Source organism: Streptomyces sp. AMJ-169, from assembly GCF_055597585.1.
Genome location: NZ_JBVLTJ010000004.1, coordinates 218,059 through 233,471 on the forward strand (window position 1 = coordinate 218,059; position 15,413 = coordinate 233,471).

15 protein-coding genes are annotated in these 15,413 nt (G+C 71.6%); 10 read left to right on the top strand and 5 right to left on the bottom strand.

Translation table 11 applies throughout. The features are described from left to right. Positions 1 to 182: 182 nt before the first annotated feature. From rhaI to ACYUD3_RS12000, 8 genes are all read left to right on the top strand, one after another. Positions 183 to 1,343 carry an L-rhamnose isomerase gene (gene rhaI / locus ACYUD3_RS11965; protein WP_470967831.1) on the top strand — a complete coding sequence of 387 codons (1,161 nt, stop codon included), beginning with the start codon at positions 183 to 185 and terminating at the stop codon, positions 1,341 to 1,343. A gap of 48 nt (positions 1,344 to 1,391) precedes the next feature. Then, positions 1,392 to 3,431, top strand: a complete 2,040-nt coding sequence (locus ACYUD3_RS11970; protein WP_470967834.1) for a bifunctional aldolase/short-chain dehydrogenase — start codon at positions 1,392 to 1,394, stop codon at positions 3,429 to 3,431. A 101-nt stretch (positions 3,432 to 3,532) separates the two neighbouring features. Next, on the top strand, positions 3,533 to 4,921 hold the full coding sequence (locus ACYUD3_RS11975; protein WP_470967837.1) for a rhamnulokinase: 1,389 nt from the start codon (positions 3,533 to 3,535) through the stop codon (positions 4,919 to 4,921). 74 nt (positions 4,922 to 4,995) lie between these two features. Beyond that, positions 4,996 to 5,751: a (Fe-S)-binding protein gene (locus ACYUD3_RS11980; RefSeq protein ID WP_470967839.1), complete on the top strand. Its 756-nt coding sequence runs from the start codon at positions 4,996 to 4,998 to the stop codon at positions 5,749 to 5,751. Then, a complete protein-coding gene (locus ACYUD3_RS11985) occupies positions 5,748 to 7,226 on the top strand; it encodes a LutB/LldF family L-lactate oxidation iron-sulfur protein (protein ID WP_470967842.1) in 1,479 nt (492 codons plus the stop codon). The genes ACYUD3_RS11980 and ACYUD3_RS11985 overlap by 4 nt, the downstream gene beginning before the upstream one ends. After that, positions 7,223 to 7,888 (top strand): LutC/YkgG family protein, encoded by a 666-nt coding sequence (locus tag ACYUD3_RS11990; RefSeq protein ID WP_470967845.1) that lies wholly within the window; start codon positions 7,223 to 7,225, stop codon positions 7,886 to 7,888. Before ACYUD3_RS11985 ends, ACYUD3_RS11990 begins: the two co-directional genes overlap by 4 nt. Positions 7,889 to 7,997: 109 nt before the next feature. Then, a complete protein-coding gene (locus ACYUD3_RS11995) occupies positions 7,998 to 8,855 on the top strand; it encodes an AAA family ATPase (RefSeq protein ID WP_470967847.1) in 858 nt (285 codons plus the stop codon). Then, on the top strand, positions 8,852 to 10,210 hold the full coding sequence (locus ACYUD3_RS12000; RefSeq protein ID WP_470967850.1) for a vWA domain-containing protein: 1,359 nt from the start codon (positions 8,852 to 8,854) through the stop codon (positions 10,208 to 10,210). Before ACYUD3_RS11995 ends, ACYUD3_RS12000 begins: the two co-directional genes overlap by 4 nt. Before the next feature lie 43 nt (positions 10,211 to 10,253). Here the strand turns inward: ACYUD3_RS12000 and ACYUD3_RS12005 are convergent, their stop codons facing one another. The 3 genes from ACYUD3_RS12005 to ACYUD3_RS12015 form a co-directional block, all read right to left on the bottom strand. Continuing rightward, complete coding sequence (locus ACYUD3_RS12005) at positions 10,254 to 10,610, bottom strand: cupin domain-containing protein (protein WP_470967853.1); 357 nt, start codon at positions 10,608 to 10,610, stop codon at positions 10,254 to 10,256. A gap of 121 nt (positions 10,611 to 10,731) precedes the next feature. After that, complete coding sequence (locus tag ACYUD3_RS12010) at positions 10,732 to 11,700, bottom strand: threo-3-hydroxy-L-aspartate ammonia-lyase (protein ID WP_470967855.1); 969 nt, start codon at positions 11,698 to 11,700, stop codon at positions 10,732 to 10,734. A gap of 56 nt (positions 11,701 to 11,756) precedes the next feature. Then, positions 11,757 to 12,479 (bottom strand): helix-turn-helix transcriptional regulator, encoded by a 723-nt coding sequence (locus ACYUD3_RS12015; RefSeq protein WP_470967858.1) that lies wholly within the window; start codon positions 12,477 to 12,479, stop codon positions 11,757 to 11,759. 182 nt (positions 12,480 to 12,661) lie between these two features. Between ACYUD3_RS12015 and ACYUD3_RS12020 the strand changes: the two genes are divergently transcribed. Next, the gene (locus ACYUD3_RS12020; protein ID WP_470967861.1) at positions 12,662 to 13,480 is read left to right on the top strand and encodes an SAM-dependent methyltransferase; all 819 of its coding nucleotides are present in this window, start codon (positions 12,662 to 12,664) and stop codon (positions 13,478 to 13,480) included. 68 nt (positions 13,481 to 13,548) lie between these two features. Here the strand turns inward: ACYUD3_RS12020 and ACYUD3_RS12025 are convergent, their stop codons facing one another. Both ACYUD3_RS12025 and ACYUD3_RS12030 read right to left on the bottom strand, forming a co-directional pair. Then, positions 13,549 to 14,469 (bottom strand): helix-turn-helix domain-containing protein, encoded by a 921-nt coding sequence (locus ACYUD3_RS12025; protein WP_470967864.1) that lies wholly within the window; start codon positions 14,467 to 14,469, stop codon positions 13,549 to 13,551. A 115-nt stretch (positions 14,470 to 14,584) separates the two neighbouring features. Further along, on the bottom strand, positions 14,585 to 14,812 hold the full coding sequence (locus ACYUD3_RS12030; RefSeq protein WP_470968498.1) for a DUF397 domain-containing protein: 228 nt from the start codon (positions 14,810 to 14,812) through the stop codon (positions 14,585 to 14,587). A 136-nt stretch (positions 14,813 to 14,948) separates the two neighbouring features. Here ACYUD3_RS12030 and ACYUD3_RS12035 point away from each other — a divergent pair, with 136 nt between their 5' ends. Further along, positions 14,949 to 15,392 (top strand): ATP-binding protein, encoded by a 444-nt coding sequence (locus ACYUD3_RS12035; RefSeq protein WP_470967867.1) that lies wholly within the window; start codon positions 14,949 to 14,951, stop codon positions 15,390 to 15,392. Positions 15,393 to 15,413: the final 21 nt, after the last annotated feature.

Below are 15,413 nucleotides of genomic sequence, written 5' to 3' on the forward strand. Positions count from 1 at the left end.
CCGGGACCGTAGGCATCAGCGGCTTGTCACGTCAATGGGTCCGTCTCGAAAAAATTTCGATAGCCGGAGGTCACACGACGATAACGGGAAAGGACCCGCACCGCAGGGGTTGACACTCCCCCGGCATGCTCATAGCTTCCCATTCTGAATCGTTTCATCGATGTCTGTGTCAGGAGCTCTAAGTGACCGACCTCGCCGCGGTGAAGGCCGCGCTGAAGACCCAGGCCGTCGAGACGCCGTCATGGGCGTACGGGAACTCGGGGACCCGGTTCAAGGTGTTCGCCCAGCCGGGCGTACCGCGTTCGCCGCAGGAGAAGCTGGACGACGCCGCGCAGGTCCACGCGGTCACCGGCGTGGCCCCGACCGTCGCGCTCCACATCCCCTGGGACAAGGTGGACGACTACGCGGCGCTCGCCAAGCACGCCGAGGAGCGGGGCGTGAAGCTCGGCACCGTCAACTCCAACACCTTCCAGGACGACGACTACAAGCTCGGCAGCGTCTGTCACCCCGACGCCGCCGTCCGCCGCAAAGCCGTCCGGCATCTCCTCGACTGCGTCGACATCATGGACGCGACCGGGTCCCGGGATCTGAAGCTCTGGTTCGCCGACGGGACGAACTATCCCGGGCAGGACGACGTGCGCTCGCGGCAGGAGCGGCTTTCCGAGGCGCTGGCCGAGGTGTACGAGCGGCTGGGTGAGGGGCAGCGGATGCTGCTGGAGTACAAGCTGTTCGAGCCCGCCTTTTATACGACCGACGTGCCCGACTGGGGGACCGCTTACGCGCACTGCCTGAAGCTCGGGCCCAAGGCGCAGGTCGTCGTCGACACCGGGCATCACGCGCCGGGTACCAACATCGAGTTCATCGTCGCGGTGCTGTTGCGGGAGGGGAAGCTCGGGGGGTTCGACTTCAACTCGCGGTTCTATGCCGACGACGACCTCATGGTGGGGGCCGCCGATCCGTTCCAGTTGTTCCGGATCATGTGTGAGGTGGTCCGGGGTGGGGGGTTCGGGGGTGAGGTGGCGTTCATGCTGGATCAGTGTCACAACATCGAGGCGAAGATTCCGGCGATCGTGCGGTCGGTGATGAATGTCCAGGAGGCCACGGCCAAGGCGTTGCTGGTGGATCGGGGGGCGTTGGGGGTGGCACAGGCTTCGGGGGATGTGCTGGAGGCGAACGCCGTGCTGATGGACGCGTACAACACGGATGTGCGGCCGTTGTTGCGGGAGGTGCGGGAGGAGATGGGGTTGGACGGGGATCCTGTGGGGGCGTATCGGAGGTCGGGGTGGGGTTCGAGGATCGCCGCTGAGCGGGTCGGAGGACAACAAGCAGGGTGGGGCGCCTGACCGTACGAGCGACTTCCCGCTGACGACCTCACCTACAAGGACACAGACATGCCTCCCCACCCCTCCGCCTCCTCCCTCCTCTCCCGTTCCCATCGGCTCGGTGCCGATGCCCGTAACACCAACTACGCCGGTGGCAACGCCTCCGCCAAAGGCAACGATGTCGACCCTGTGACCGGCGGGGCCGTCGAGCTGATGTGGGTCAAGGGGTCCGGTGGTGATCTCGGGACCCTCACCGAAGCCGGGCTCGCCGTGTTGCGGCTCGATCGGCTGCGGGCGCTCGTGGGGGTGTACCCGGGCGTCGAGCGCGAGGACGAGATGGTCGCCGCCTTCGACTACTGCCTGCACGGCAAGGGCGGCGCCGCCCCCTCCATCGACACCGCCATGCACGGCCTCGTCGACGCCGCGCACGTCGATCATCTGCACCCCGACTCCGGCATCGCCCTCGCCTGCGCGGCCGACGGCGAGAAGCTGACCGCCGAGTGCTTCGGGGACTCGGTCGCGTGGGTGCCGTGGCGGCGGCCGGGGTTCCAGCTCGGTCTGGACATCGCCGCCATCAAGGAGGCCAACCCGCAGGCGATCGGCGTGATCCTGGGCGGCCACGGGATCACGGCATGGGGCGACACCGCCGAGGAGTGCGAACGCAACTCGCTGCACATCATCCGCACCGCCGAGGAGTTCCTGACGGCACGCGGCAGGGCGGAGCCGTTCGGTCCGGTCCTCGCGGGGTACGACGCCCTGGGCCCGGCCGAGCGCCGGGAGCGGGCCGCCGCGCTCGCGCCGTACGTCCGCGCGCTCACCTCCGCCGACAAGCCGCAGGTGGGACACTTCGACGACTCCGACGTCGTCCTGGAGTTCCTGGCCCGCGCCGAGCATCCCCGGCTCGCGGCGCTGGGGACCTCCTGTCCGGATCACTTCCTGCGGACGAAGGTACGGCCGCTCGTGCTCGATCTGCCGGCCTCGGTGCCGGTGGAGGAAGCCGTGGCGCGGCTCAAGGAGTTGCATATCGCCTACCGGGAGGAGTACGCCGCCTATTACCAGCGGCACGCGCTGCCCGACTCGCCCGCGATGCGGGGGGCCGATCCGGCGATCGTGCTGATCCCTGGGGTGGGCATGTTCTCGTTCGGCAAGGACAAGCAGACCGCGCGGGTCGCCGGGGAGTTCTACGTCAACGCCATCAATGTGATGCGCGGGGCCGAGGCGGTGTCGTCGTACGCGCCGATCGAGGAGTCGGAGAAGTTCCGGATCGAGTACTGGGCGCTGGAGGAGGCCAAGCTCCAGCGGATGCCGAGGCCTAAGGCGCTGGCCACTCGGGTGGCGCTGGTCACCGGGGCGGGCAGCGGGATCGGGAAGGCCATCGCGCGGCGGCTGGCCGACGAGGGCGCCTGTGTCGTCGTCGCGGATCTGAACGGGGAGAACGCCGCCGCCGTCGCCAAGGAACTGGGCGGGTCCGACAAGGCGGTTGCCGTCACCGTCGACGTCACCTCCGAGGAGCAGATCGCGGCGGCGTTCAAGGCTGCCGTGCTCGCGTTCGGCGGGGTCGATCTGGTCGTGAACAACGCGGGGATCTCCATCTCCAAGCCGCTGCTGGAGACTTCGGCGAAGGACTGGGACCTCCAGCACGACATCATGGCGCGCGGGTCGTTCCTGGTGTCGCGGGAGGCGGCGCGGGTGATGATCGCGCAGGGGATCGGCGGGGACGTCGTCTACATCGCGTCCAAGAACTCCGTGTTCGCCGGGCCCAACAACATCGCGTACTCGGCGACGAAGGCCGATCAGGCGCATCAAGTGCGGCTGCTGGCGGCCGAGTTGGGTGAGCACGGGATCCGGGTCAACGGGGTCAATCCGGACGGGGTCGTGCGCGGGTCGGGGATCTTCGCCGGGGGGTGGGGGGCGCAGCGGGCGGCCACCTATGGGATCGAGGAGGAGAAGCTGGGCGAGTTCTACGCGCAGCGGACGATCCTGAAGCGGGAGGTGCTGCCCGAGCATGTCGCCAATGCCGTGTTCGCGCTGACGGGTGGGGAGTTGACGCACACCACCGGGCTGCATGTGCCGGTCGACGCGGGTGTGGCAGCCGCGTTCCTGCGATGAGCGGGCGTTCCATGAGCGGACGCTCTTTGAACGGGCGTTCTTTGAGTGGGCGTCAGAAAGCTTATGCCGCCGTCGACTTGGGTGCTTCCAGTGGCCGGGTCATGGCCGGGCTGGTCAGTCCGGAGTCGCTGGAGCTGACGGAGGCGCACCGGTTCGCGAACCGGCCGGTGCGGCTGCCCGAGGGGCTGCGGTGGGACGTACTCGCCCTGTACGCGGGGGTGTTGGACGGGCTGCGGGCCGTGGGGCAGGTCGACTCGGTCGGGATCGACAGCTGGGCCGTGGACTACGGGCTGCTGGACGCGGACGGGGCGCTGCTCGGCAATCCGGTGCACTATCGCGACGCCCGTACCGAGGGGGTCGCGGAGGCGGTCTGGGCGCGGGTGCCGGCGGCCGGGCTGTACGCGGCGACCGGGTTGCAGTACGCGCCGTTCAACACCGTCTATCAGCTGGCGGCGGCCCGGGGTTCCGCCCAACTGGCCGCCGCCCGGCGGCTGTTGCTGATCCCCGATCTGCTGTCGTACTGGCTGACGGGGGTGCAGGGCACCGAGCTGACCAACGCCTCGACGACTCAGCTGATCGATCCCCGGACGCGGGACTGGGCGTACGGGGTCGCCGAACGGGTGGGCGTCGACCTGGAGTTGTTCGCTCCGCTGCGGCAACCCGGCGATCCGGCCGGGGAGTTGCTGCCTTCGGTGCTGGAGGAGACGGGGCTGGCCGGTCCGGTGCCGGTGACGGCCGTCGGGTCGCACGACACCGCCTCGGCCGTGGCCGCCGTACCCGCAGTCGGGGAGCGGTTCGCGTACATCTGCACCGGGACCTGGTCGCTGGCCGGGCTCGAACTGGACGCGCCGGTGCTGACCGAGGAGAGCCGGGCCGCCAACTTCACCAATGAGCTGGGGCTCGACGGGACCGTCCGCTATCTGCGCAACATCATGGGGCTCTGGCTGCTCCAGGAGTGCGTACGGGCCTGGGGCGAGCCGGACTTGGGGGCGCTGCTGCGGGAGGCCGCCGCGTCGCCCGCGCTGCGGTCGGTCGTGGACGCCGGGGACGCCGCGTTTCTCGCGCCGGGCCGGATGCCGGAGCGGATCGCGCAGGCGTGCCGGGCGTCGGGGCAGCCGGTGCCGGGGACGCCGGGCGAGGTCACGCGCTGCATCCTGGACTCGCTGGCGCTGGCCCATCGCCGTGCGGTCGAGGACGCCCAGCGGCTGGCCGGGCATCCGGTGGACGTGGTGCATGTGGTCGGGGGCGGCACGCGCAACGCGCTGCTGTGCCAACTGACGGCCGACGCCTGCGGGTTGCCGGTGGTGGCGGGTCCGACGGAGGCGGCGGCGCTGGGGAACGTGCTGGTGCAGGCGCGGGCGCACGGTCTGGTCGGGGACCGGGCGGACATGCGGCGGCTGCTGGTGCAGAGCCAGCCGCTGACGCGGTACGAGCCGCAGGGGGGGACCGCGCGGTGGCGGGAGGCGCAGGGGAGGCTGGCCGGGGCGTGATCGGGTAGGCCTCCCTATACCCCGCCCTTCCGACTACCCTTCACTCATCCGATGACTGACCCCGAGGAGCCGCGATGCGTGTCGCACTGTTCCTGACCTGTGTCAACGACACGCTCTATCCGGACACCGGGCGGGCGGTGGTCAAGTTGCTGTCCAGACTGGGCGTCGACGTCGATTTCCCGCTGGCGCAGACATGCTGCGGGCAGGCGCACTACAACACCGGCTACCGGCATCAGGCGGAGCCGCTGGCCCGGCATTTCTCCGATGTCTTCGGGGGGTACGACGCGATCGTGACGCCGTCGGGGTCGTGCGGGGCGATGGTGCGGGAGCTGTATCCGCGGATGGGTGAGCGGGCGCGGGCGGAGGGGCGGGGTGACTCGCTCGCCGCGGTGCTGGCTCCCGTCGTACCGAAGACCTATGAGCTGACGGAGTTCCTGGTGGATGTGCTGGGGGTGACGGATGTGGGGGCTTATTACCCGCATACGGTCACCTATCATCCGACCTGTCACGGGCTGCGCGGGCTGGGGCTCGGGGAGCGGCCGTATCGGCTGCTCAAGGCGGTCAAGGGGCTTGAGCTGGTGGAGCTGCCGGGGGCGGAGGAGTGCTGTGGGTTCGGGGGGACCTTCGCGGTGAAGAACTCCGATGTCTCGGCGGCGATGGGGGCGGACAAGGTCCGTAACGCGGAGTCGACCGGCGCGGAGGTGCTGTGCGCGGCGGACAACTCGTGTCTGATGCATCTGGGGGGCACGATGACGCGGCTGCGGACGGGGCTGCGGCCCGTGCACATCGCGGAGATCCTGGCGAGCACGGAGGAGGGGGCCGCCGTATGAGCGGAACGTATCTGGGGATGCCGGCGTTCCCGGCCGCCGCGCGGGAGGCCGTGGCGAATCCGACGCTGCGCGGGAATCTGCGGCACGCCACGCACACGATCCGCGCGAAACGGGCGAAGGCCGTGGCGGAGGTGTCCGACTGGGCCGAGCTGCGGGAGGCGGGCAAGCGGATCAAGGATCGTACGCTGCTCCGACTCGACGAGTATCTCGTGCAGTTGGAGGAGTCGGTGACGGCGGCCGGCGGGGTCGTCCACTGGGCGGCCGACGCCGACGAGGCCAACGCGATCGTCACCCGACTCGTGCGGGAGACGGGCGAGTCGGAGGTCGTCAAGGTCAAGTCGATGGCCACGCAGGAGATCGGGCTGAACGAGGCGCTGGAGGCGGCCGGCATCCGCGCCTACGAGACCGATCTCGCCGAGCTGATCGTGCAGTTGGGCAAGGACCGGCCCTCGCACATCCTGGTCCCGGCGATCCACCGCAACCGGGGTGAGATCCGGGACATCTTCCGCGCCGAGATGGGCGAGTGGGGCCGCCCGGCCCCCGAAGGGCTCACGGACACGCCCGCCGAACTCGCCGAGGCCGCCCGGCTCCACCTGCGCGAGAAGTTCCTGCGCGCCAAGGTCGGCGTGTCCGGCGCCAACTTCATGGTCGCCGAGACCGGCACCCTGGTCGTCGTCGAGTCGGAGGGCAACGGCCGGATGTGCCTGACCCTGCCGGAGACGCTGATCTCGGTCGTCGGCATCGAGAAGATCGTCCCGACCTGGCAGGACCTGGAGGTCTTCCTCCAGACCCTGCCGCGCTCGTCGACGGCCGAGCGGATGAACCCGTACACGTCGACCTGGACGGGGACGACGGACGGCGACGGGCCGCGCGTCTTCCATCTGGTGCTGCTGGACAACGGCCGCACCGACACCCTCGCCGACGAGGTCGGCCGCCAGGCGCTGCGCTGCATCCGCTGCTCGGCGTGTCTGAACGTGTGCCCGGTGTACGAGCGGGCGGGCGGGCACGCGTACGGGTCGGTGTACCCGGGGCCGATCGGCGCGATCCTCAGCCCTCAACTGCGGGGCACGGGAAGCGAGATCGACGCCTCGCTGCCGTACGCGTCGTCGCTGTGCGGGGCGTGTTACGAGGTGTGTCCGGTGGCGATCGACATCCCGGAGGTGCTGGTGCATCTGCGGGAGCGGGTCGTCGAGGGCGGGCCCGTGGTGCGGGAGGGCAACCGGGTGGTGCTCAAGCCGGCCAAGGGGCACGCGGCCGAGCGGGCGGCGATGCGGGCGGCGGGCTGGGCCTTCGGGCGGCCGGTCGCCCTGCGGACGGGGCAGCGGCTCGCGTCCCGGACCCGGCGCTGGCATCCCCGGGCGCTGCCCGGACCCGGCAAGGCGTGGAGCGGGACGCGGGATCTTCCGGCGGTGCCGGCGGAGCCGTTCCGCGACTGGTGGCAGCGGACCGGCGGGGCGAAGGGCGGGACGAAGTGAGCAGCAGGGAACGGGTGTTGGGGCGGGTGCGGCGGGCGCTCGAGGGGGTGGCGCGCGAGGACGGGCCCGTCGAGCGGGGGTATCTGCGCGAGCACGGGGCGCTGAGCGGCGCGGAGCGGGTGGAGTTGCTGGCGGAGAATCTGGTGGACTACCGGGCGGTCGTGCATCGGTGTGCGGCGGCCGAACTCCCTTCGGTGATCGGGCGGTTGCTCGCCGAGCGGGGGGCCAAGTCGGTGGTGGTGCCGCCGGGGCTCGCGCCGGAGTGGCTGGCGGCGGCGGACGCGGAGCGGGTCGCGGACGTACCCGAGACCACGCCGCAGGCTCTCGACCAGGTCGACAGCGTCGTCACCGGCTGTGCGCTGGCCGTCGCCGAGACCGGCACGATCGTCCTGGACGGCGGCCCCGATCAGGGGCGGCGCCGGATCACGTTGATCCCCGATCACCACATCTGTGTCGTCCGCGTCCCCGATCAGGTGGTGTCGTCGGTGCCGCAGGCGCTCGAACGGCTGGACCCGGCACGGCCGTTGACGTGGATCTCGGGGCCTTCGGCGACGAGTGACATCGAGCTGGACCGGGTGGAGGGGGTGCACGGGCCCCGGACACTGGAGGTGATCCTCGTGAGTGACGGCGGGGGTGGCAACGGGGGTGACGGCAGGGGGTGACAGCGGGGGTGCCATCGGGGGGTGACAGCAGGGTGAGCAAGCGCTTAGATGGGCGGGTACGTCCCCGGCCGGACAGGTACGTCCGCAGCGCGCTCCCTCGGAGGCCCCGTTGTTCACTTCCGTCGACGATGTCTCCGCCCGCCTCGCCGGGGCCGGCTATCTCGCGTCCCCGGCGATCGCGACGACCGTCTTCCTCGCGGCCAGGCTCGGCAAGCCGCTGCTGGTGGAGGGGCCCGCCGGGGTCGGGAAGACCGAACTCGCCAAGGCCGTCGCCTCGGTGACGGACGCCGAGCTGATCCGGCTCCAGTGCTACGAGGGCGTCGACGAGTCCCGGGCGCTGTACGAGTGGAACCACGCCAAGCAGCTGCTGCGGATCAGCGCCGGCCGCGACGAGACGTGGGACGAGACCCGCACCGACATCTTCAGCGAGGAGTTCCTGCTCCCGAGGCCCCTGCTGACGGCGCTGCGCGGGGACACCCCGAAAGTGCTGCTGATCGACGAGACCGACAAGGCGGACGTCGAGGTCGAGGGGCTGCTCCTGGAGGTGCTGAGCGATTTCCAGGTGACCGTCCCGGAGCTGGGTACGATCACCGCCGCCCGGCGCCCCTTCGTCGTCCTCACCTCCAACGCCAGCCGCGAGCTGTCGGAGGCGCTGCGCCGGCGCTGTCTGTTCCTCCATATCGGGTTCCCGGAGGAGGAGCTGGAACGGCGGATCGTCCGGCTGAAGGTGCCGGACCTGGACGCGGCGCTGGCCGCGTCCGTCGTCCGGGTCGTGGGGGCGCTGCGGGCGATGGACCTGCGCAAAGCGCCGTCGGTCGCGGAGAGCGTCGACTGGGCGCGCACGCTGCTGGCGCTCGGCGCGGACACCCTCGGCGAGAGCGTCGTGCGCGAGACCTTGGGCGTCGTGCTCAAGCATCAGGACGACATCCTCAAGGCCGCCGCCAAGCTGGACCTGGACGCCGTATGAGCGATGTCGCCGCGCGGCTGGCCGGGTTCGTGGGGGTGCTGCGGGCGCACGGGGTGTCCGTCGGCACCGGCGAGAGCGTGGACGCGGCGCGCGCCGCGTCGGTCCTGGGCTTCGCCGACCGGGAGGTGCTGCGCGAGGGGCTCGCCGCGACGCTGCTGCACACGACGGGACAGCGGGCGGTGTTCGACGCCGTCTTCGACCTGTACTTCCCCCGCTCGGTCGGCGCGCCCGATGCCGCGCCGCAGGACCGGGAGTCGCTGCGGGAGCGGCTGGCGCGGGCGCTCGCCGACGACGACCGGGCGCTGATGGGGCAGCTGGCCGGGGAAGCGGTGGACTCCCTTGGGGCGTACGGGAGTTCGGGCGGCGGGGCGGACGGGTGGTCGTCGTACCAGACTCTCGAACGGCTGCGGCCCCAGACCTTGCTGGCGCGGGTGCGGGACGAGGTGCGGGCGCGGCAGGGGGGCGGTGCCGGGTTCGGTGACCGGCTGCTGGAGGACGAGATCCGGGCGCGGATCGCCCGGTTCCGGGCGCTGGTGGCGGCGGAGGCGCGGCGGCGGGTGGCCGAGCGGCGGGGGCGGGAGGAGATCGCGCGGCGGGCGGTGGCGCCGACCGCGGACCGGGTGGACTTCCTGTCCGCGGGGCGTGACCGGCTGGCCGAACTGCGGCGGACGGTACGGCCGTTGGCCCGTAAGCTCGCCACCCGGCTCGCGGCGCGGCGGCGCCGGGCGGCGCGGGGGCGGATCGATCTGCGCCGGACCGTGCGCCGCTCGCTGTCGACGGGCGGGGTGCCGATGCGGCCCGTGCTGCGCCGGCGCCGGCCCGCCCGGCCCGAGCTGGTGCTGCTGTGCGATGTGTCGGGGTCGGTGGCGGGGTTCTCGGACTTCACGATGCTGCTGGTGCAGGCGCTGCACGAGCAGTTCTCCAAAGTGCGGGTCTTCGCCTTCGTCAACCGGATCGACGAGGTGACGGGCCTGCTGCGGCGCGGCGCCGGCGCCGATCCGGAGGGCCTGAGCGCCCGCATCCGCGAGCAGGCCACGCTGACCGGCTGGCACGGCAGCAGCGACTACGGCACCGCCCTGGGCGAGTTCGCCGAGCGCCACGCCCTGTCGCTGGGCCCGCGCACCACCGTCTTCGTCCTGGGCGACGCCCGCACCAACATGAGCGACCCGAACCTGGCGGCCGTCCGCGAGATCACCGCCCGGGCCCGGCGCGTGTACTGGCTGAACCCGGAGCCGCGCGCCCAGTGGGGCACCGGGGACTCGGCGGCGCACGCGTACGCCGGGCTGGTCCCGATGCACGAGTGCCGTACCGCCCGTCAGCTGGGCGAGCTGATCGGCCGGCTGCTGCCGGTGTGAACTCCCTTCGCCGTGACCGGACTCCGTCCGGCCGGGCCGTCCGTCACGCCTTGCCGTACTCCTTCGCCATCGCGCCGGCGAAGTCATAGACGATGACCTGTTCGTCGCCGACCACCCAGGCGTCGTGTCCGGGCGCGCACACGAACACGTCACCGGGACCGACCTCGCCCTCGTCGCCGTCGTCCATGCGGATGTGCATCCGGCCCTGGACGACATAGCCGTTGTGGTGGATCTCGCAGCTCTTCGTGCCGGCGAGCGCCGCCAGCGACTGCGACCAGCGCCAGCCCGGTTCGAAGGTCGCCACGGCGAAGTCGAGTCCGGTGAGGTGGACGGCTTCGAGGTGGCCGCGCGGGAAGTCGCGGCGTTCGTCGGGCTTGTCGAGCGTCTTCATCTCCAGCATGACGCTCCTCCCTTCCGGCCGTGCTCGCGCGCGGCCGGGGCCGGTCTCCCCCGGCGACCGGGTCCGGCGTCACCGGCCCTACCCCCTCATCGTCCGCCTGTCCACCGGGAGCCGCCACCGCTCACCCCTCTCCCCCGCACAGCTCGGCGAACCGCCGCGCGTCCACGTTCCCGCCCGAGAGGATCACCCCGACCCGGCCACCGATCCCCGGCACCCGCCCGGCGAGCAGCGCCGCGAGACCGCTCGCGCCGCTGGGCTCGACGACGATCTTCAGCCGTTCGAAGGCGAACCGCATCGCCGCGCGGATCTCGTCGTCGGAGACCAGCTCGATGCCGTCCACGAGCCGCCGGTTCACCTCGAAGGTCAGCTCGCCGGGGATGTCGGCGGCCTGGCCGTCGGCGATGGTGCGCGGGATCGGGACACTGACGCGGCGGCCCTCGCGCAGGGAGCGCCGGGTGTCGTCGCCCGCCTCCGGTTCGATGCCGACGACCCTGATGCCTGGGGTGATCCCCTTGGCCGCCGTCGCGCTCCCCGCGATCAGTCCGCCGCCGCCCACCGGAGTGATCAGCGTGTCCAGCTCGCCGGTCTCCTCCAGGAGTTCCAGCGCCGCCGTGCCCTGCCCCGCCATCACGTGGGGGTGCTCGTACGGCGGGATCAGGGACATGCCCCGCTCCGCCGCGAGCGCCTTGCCGAGGGCATCGCGGTCCTCGGTGTAGCGGTCGTACGTGACGATCTCGGCGCCGTATCCGGCGGTCGCCGCCAGCTTGGAGCGGGGGGTGTCCGAGGGCATCACGATCACCGCGCTCGCGCCGAGCAGGCGGGCGGAGAGGGCGACGGCCTGCGCGTGGTTGCCGGAGGAGTAGGCGGCGACGCCGCGCGCCAGCTGCTGCGGAGTGAGCCGGGAGACCGCGTTGTAGGCGCCGCGGAACTTGAAGGCGCCGATCCGCTGGAAGTTCTCGCACTTGAGATGGACCTCGGCGCCGACCCGTTCGTCCAGCGTGCGCGAGCGCAGGACCGGGGTGCGGTGCGCGACGCCCTTGAGGCGGGCGGCGGCGTCCTGGACGTCGTCGAGGGTGATGGGGAGGGTCATATGTGGTCCGCCTCTCGGGTCATGGGTGCCCTGCCTTTCAAGCTCCGTCGTTCGGTTCAGGGGTGGTCCACCGCCGGCGCCCGGTCGGTGAACGGGCCCTCTCCCTCCTCCTGCGCCCGCGCCTGCGCGAGGTAGCTGTACGCCGAGGCTCTGGAGATGCCGAGCCGGGCGGCGACCTGTTCCACGGAGCGGCGGACGGCGAAGACCCCGCGCGCGTCGAGGGTGCGGAACAGGTCGAGGCGGCGCGGGCGGTCGAGGCCGGACCAGGCGCCCTCGTGGGCCGGGAGGTGGGTGTCGACCAGGATCTCCAGCACGGAGTCGATGTCCTGGTCGAACGTCGTGACCGGGGTGTCGGCGGGGACGGGCACGGGGCCGGCCAGGGCGCCCAGCAGACTCTGGACGCGGGCGACCTCGGTGATGTCCACGTTGACGCAGAGGGCGCCGAAGACAGCGCCCGTCGAGTCCCGCAACGTCATCGTGGACGACTTGATCATCTTGCCGCCGGGGGTGCGGGTCACGTAGTTCAGGTCGTCACCCGCCGCGTCACCCCGCGCGAGCATCCGCAGGCCGATCTGGCTCAGCGAGCCGCCGACCACGCGGCCGGTCACCTCACCGGCGACGGCCACCACCGACTCCTCCGGCCGCCGGTAGTCGTGCAGCACCACTTCGCACACCGGGCCGAACGTGGCCACGAGCCCCCGGACCACCGGCCCCAGCGCGGCCAGGATCGCGTCCCGCTCCGCCGCCACGGCCTTCGCCTCCGCCTCCGCCTGGGACATCCGGACCCCTTTCCTCGTTCCGCCCGCCTCCCCGACACTTTTTAGACTACACATCCAGTGCCTGGACAGACAGTCCACTTTCGGGTGAAGGCTTTCGAGTGAAGTCCGATCAAGGGCTGGCGCCCCCAATTCCCCTGTCCCTACGATGTGTTGCCCACCGAGACAGGGGGGACCGAGAAGCCATGCGGCCCGACGAGCAGCTGCCTGTGTCCATCGACGCGGCGATTCCCACCGCCGCCCGGATGTACGACTTCTATCTGGGCGGCAAGGACAACTACGAGGCCGACCGCGAGGCGACCCGCGAGCTGGACAAGGTCGTCCCCAGCACCCGCGCCCTCGCGCTGAACAACCGCCGCTTCCTGCGCCGCGTCGTCGGCACGCTCGCGCGGGACTACGGCGTCCGCCAGTTCCTGGACCACGGCTCCGGCCTGCCCACGCAGGACAACGTCCACCAGGTCGCCCAGCGCGTCGACCCGACGGCCCATGTCGTGTACGTCGACAACGACCCGATGGTCCTCGTGCACGGCCGCGCGCTGCTGGAGCAGGACGAGCGGACCGCCGTGATCCACGCGGACATGCGGGACACCGACCGCATCTTCGGCGACCCCGAGACCCGCCGCCTGATCGACTTCGGCCGGCCGGTGGCGGTGCTGTTCAACTCGGTCTTCCACTGCATCCCCGACAGCCCCGAGGACGGACCGCGGGCCCTGGTCGACCGGGTCGTCGAGCGGCTCGCGCCCGGCAGCTTCCTGGTGATGTGCCAACTGGTCAGCGAGGACGCGGAAGTCCGGGACTTCGTCACGGCGTTCATGGACGAGGCGACGCAGGGGCACTGGGGCCGGGTACGGCAGGAGAAGGACGTGGCCGCGCTCTTCGAGGGGCTGGAGATCATGGCCCCGGGGCTCGTCGAGGTCTCCACCTGGCGCCCGGACACCGAGGTCGCGCCGCGCCAACTCACGCAGGAGTGGATCGAGTTCGGGGGGCTTGGCCGGCTGCCGTAGCCGGCGCGCGCCTCAACACCCGGGCAGCGCCGCGAAGAAGGGCCACCCTCCGGCGCCACGCCCCCGCGTCACCCCTCCGGATACCGCCCCGCCATGACCCCCCGCAGCGCCGTCACCGACTCCCGTGGACTGAGCGCCTGGTCGGCCAGCCGGTCGAGGCAGGCGCGGTACTCCTCGGTCTCGTCCTGGGCCTCGACGAAGGCCGCGTTGATGAGCTGTTCGAGGTAGACGACGTCGGGCAGGTCGGTCCCGCCGAAGCGCAGATAGGTGACCGGCATCGGCGGGGCGGCGGCGCGGCTGAGGTCGAGCGGGACGATCTGGAGACTGACGTGCGGCAGCCGGGCCATGTCGAGCAGATGCGCCAGCTGTTCACGCATGACGGCCCGGTCGCCCAGCACCCGCAGCAGCACCGACTCGTCGACGATCGCCCAGAGTTGAGGCGAGTCCGCGCGGTGCAGCAGCTGCGCGCGCCGCATCCGCAGCTCCACCCGGCGCTCGACCTCGCGGGAGGAGGCGCGCGGCAGTCCCCGTTCGACGACGGCCCGCGCGTAGGCGGGGGTCTGCAACAGGCCCGGCACGTACTGGAGTTCGTAGGTGCGGATCGCGGTGGCCGCCTCCTGGAGTCCGACCAGCCGGTCGAACCACTCGGGCATGAGCCGCTTGTCGTACCGCTGCCACCAGCCGGGTTCCCCTGCCCTGCGCAGGAGTTGGAGCAGTACGTCGGCCTCGGGCCCGGCGACCCGGTACAGGTCGAGCAGGGTGCGCACGTCGGTCTCGGCGGGGGCGCGGCGGCCCTTGCCGGACTCGACGCGGGAGAGCTTCGCGGGGCTGAACCCGGCGGCGCGGGCGGCCTGTTCCTGGGCGAGTCCGGCGTCCTCGCGCATACCGGCGAGCTGGACCCCGACCAGCATCTTCAGCAAGGTCGGGGCGGGCTCGGCGCGGCGCAGGTACGGTTCGAGGCGTACGGCGCGCGGGTGTTCGGCGGGCATCCTGGCTCCCCATGGGACCGGCCTGAGGCCGACGGACGACAGGGAGCAGTATCCCATCCGGCCCCGCCCCGGCACCTGCCGACGGCGCACTCCCGTCACGCGGGGGCGCACGGAGTCACAGCAGGTGGTCGAACTCCCCGTCCTTGACCCCGGCGAGGAACGCGGCGATCTCGCCCGGGGTGTAGATCAGAGCCGGTCCGTCGGGGTCACGCGAATTGCGCAACGCCACAGCTCCACCAGCCAGTTCGGCGACCTCGACACAGTTTCCGATGGCGTTGCTGCGGCGGCTCTTGGTCCAGCGGGCGTCCAGCGAACTCGCCCGGCATCCGTTCTCCAGCGGCATGGCACTCTCCTCTGCGAGAGTCACGATGAGCGCAATTCCTCGTGAAATTGCACGGCGCCTTCGTACCCGTGGATAATAGACACACCGTCAATCGCTCGGCCAGAGCCATGTTCTGACGATGTATCAGGGAGTTGCCGTGTCAGCACGCGCACCGTTCCCCGGGTCCGTCCACGAGGGGTCCAAGACCGCCTCGCTGCGGCTCACCGACAGCCGCGAGGGGTTCACCGAGGCCAGGGACTTCACTCAGCGGACGCTGGACGGCTGGGAGTTGGCCCACTGCGCGGCCGACGCGGTCACGGTCGTCACGGAACTGGCCGCCAACGCCGTCCTGCACGCCCTGCCGGGCGCCGACAGCTGCGACGTACGGCTGCGGCTGACGCTGCGCCGCTCGCTGCTGATGTGCGCGGTGACCGACCGGAGCGACGAGGTGCCGGTGTACCGCGAGGCGCCCGATCCGCTGCTGGAGCACGGCCGGGGGCTGAGCATCGTCGAGGCGCTGTCGGAGCACTGGGGGTGGACGAAGCGCTCGCCGGTCGGCAAGACGGTGTGGGCGATGCTGCCCACCCGCGACCGCCGCTGAGCGACCGCCGCCGGTCAACTC

Excerpts from the sequence above, each read along its gene's own strand:
- ACYUD3_RS11980 (WP_470967839.1), top strand. The coding sequence starts at position 4,996 with ATGCGTGTCGCACTGTTCCTGACCTGTGTCAACGACACGCTCTATCCG.
- ACYUD3_RS12015 (WP_470967858.1), bottom strand. The coding sequence starts at position 12,479 with ATGTCCCAGGCGGAGGCGGAGGCGAAGGCCGTGGCGGCGGAGCGGGAC.
- ACYUD3_RS11975 (WP_470967837.1), top strand. The coding sequence starts at position 3,533 with ATGGCCGGGCTGGTCAGTCCGGAGTCGCTGGAGCTGACGGAGGCGCAC.
- ACYUD3_RS12030 (WP_470968498.1), bottom strand. The coding sequence starts at position 14,812 with ATGCCGCTGGAGAACGGATGCCGGGCGAGTTCGCTGGACGCCCGCTGG.
- ACYUD3_RS12010 (WP_470967855.1), bottom strand. The coding sequence starts at position 11,700 with ATGACCCTCCCCATCACCCTCGACGACGTCCAGGACGCCGCCGCCCGC.
- ACYUD3_RS11985 (WP_470967842.1), top strand. The coding sequence starts at position 5,748 with ATGAGCGGAACGTATCTGGGGATGCCGGCGTTCCCGGCCGCCGCGCGG.
- ACYUD3_RS12025 (WP_470967864.1), bottom strand. The coding sequence starts at position 14,469 with ATGCCCGCCGAACACCCGCGCGCCGTACGCCTCGAACCGTACCTGCGC.
- ACYUD3_RS12000 (WP_470967850.1), top strand. The coding sequence starts at position 8,852 with ATGAGCGATGTCGCCGCGCGGCTGGCCGGGTTCGTGGGGGTGCTGCGG.
- ACYUD3_RS11970 (WP_470967834.1), top strand. The coding sequence starts at position 1,392 with ATGCCTCCCCACCCCTCCGCCTCCTCCCTCCTCTCCCGTTCCCATCGG.
- ACYUD3_RS12005 (WP_470967853.1), bottom strand. The coding sequence starts at position 10,610 with ATGCTGGAGATGAAGACGCTCGACAAGCCCGACGAACGCCGCGACTTC.
- ACYUD3_RS12020 (WP_470967861.1), top strand. The coding sequence starts at position 12,662 with ATGCGGCCCGACGAGCAGCTGCCTGTGTCCATCGACGCGGCGATTCCC.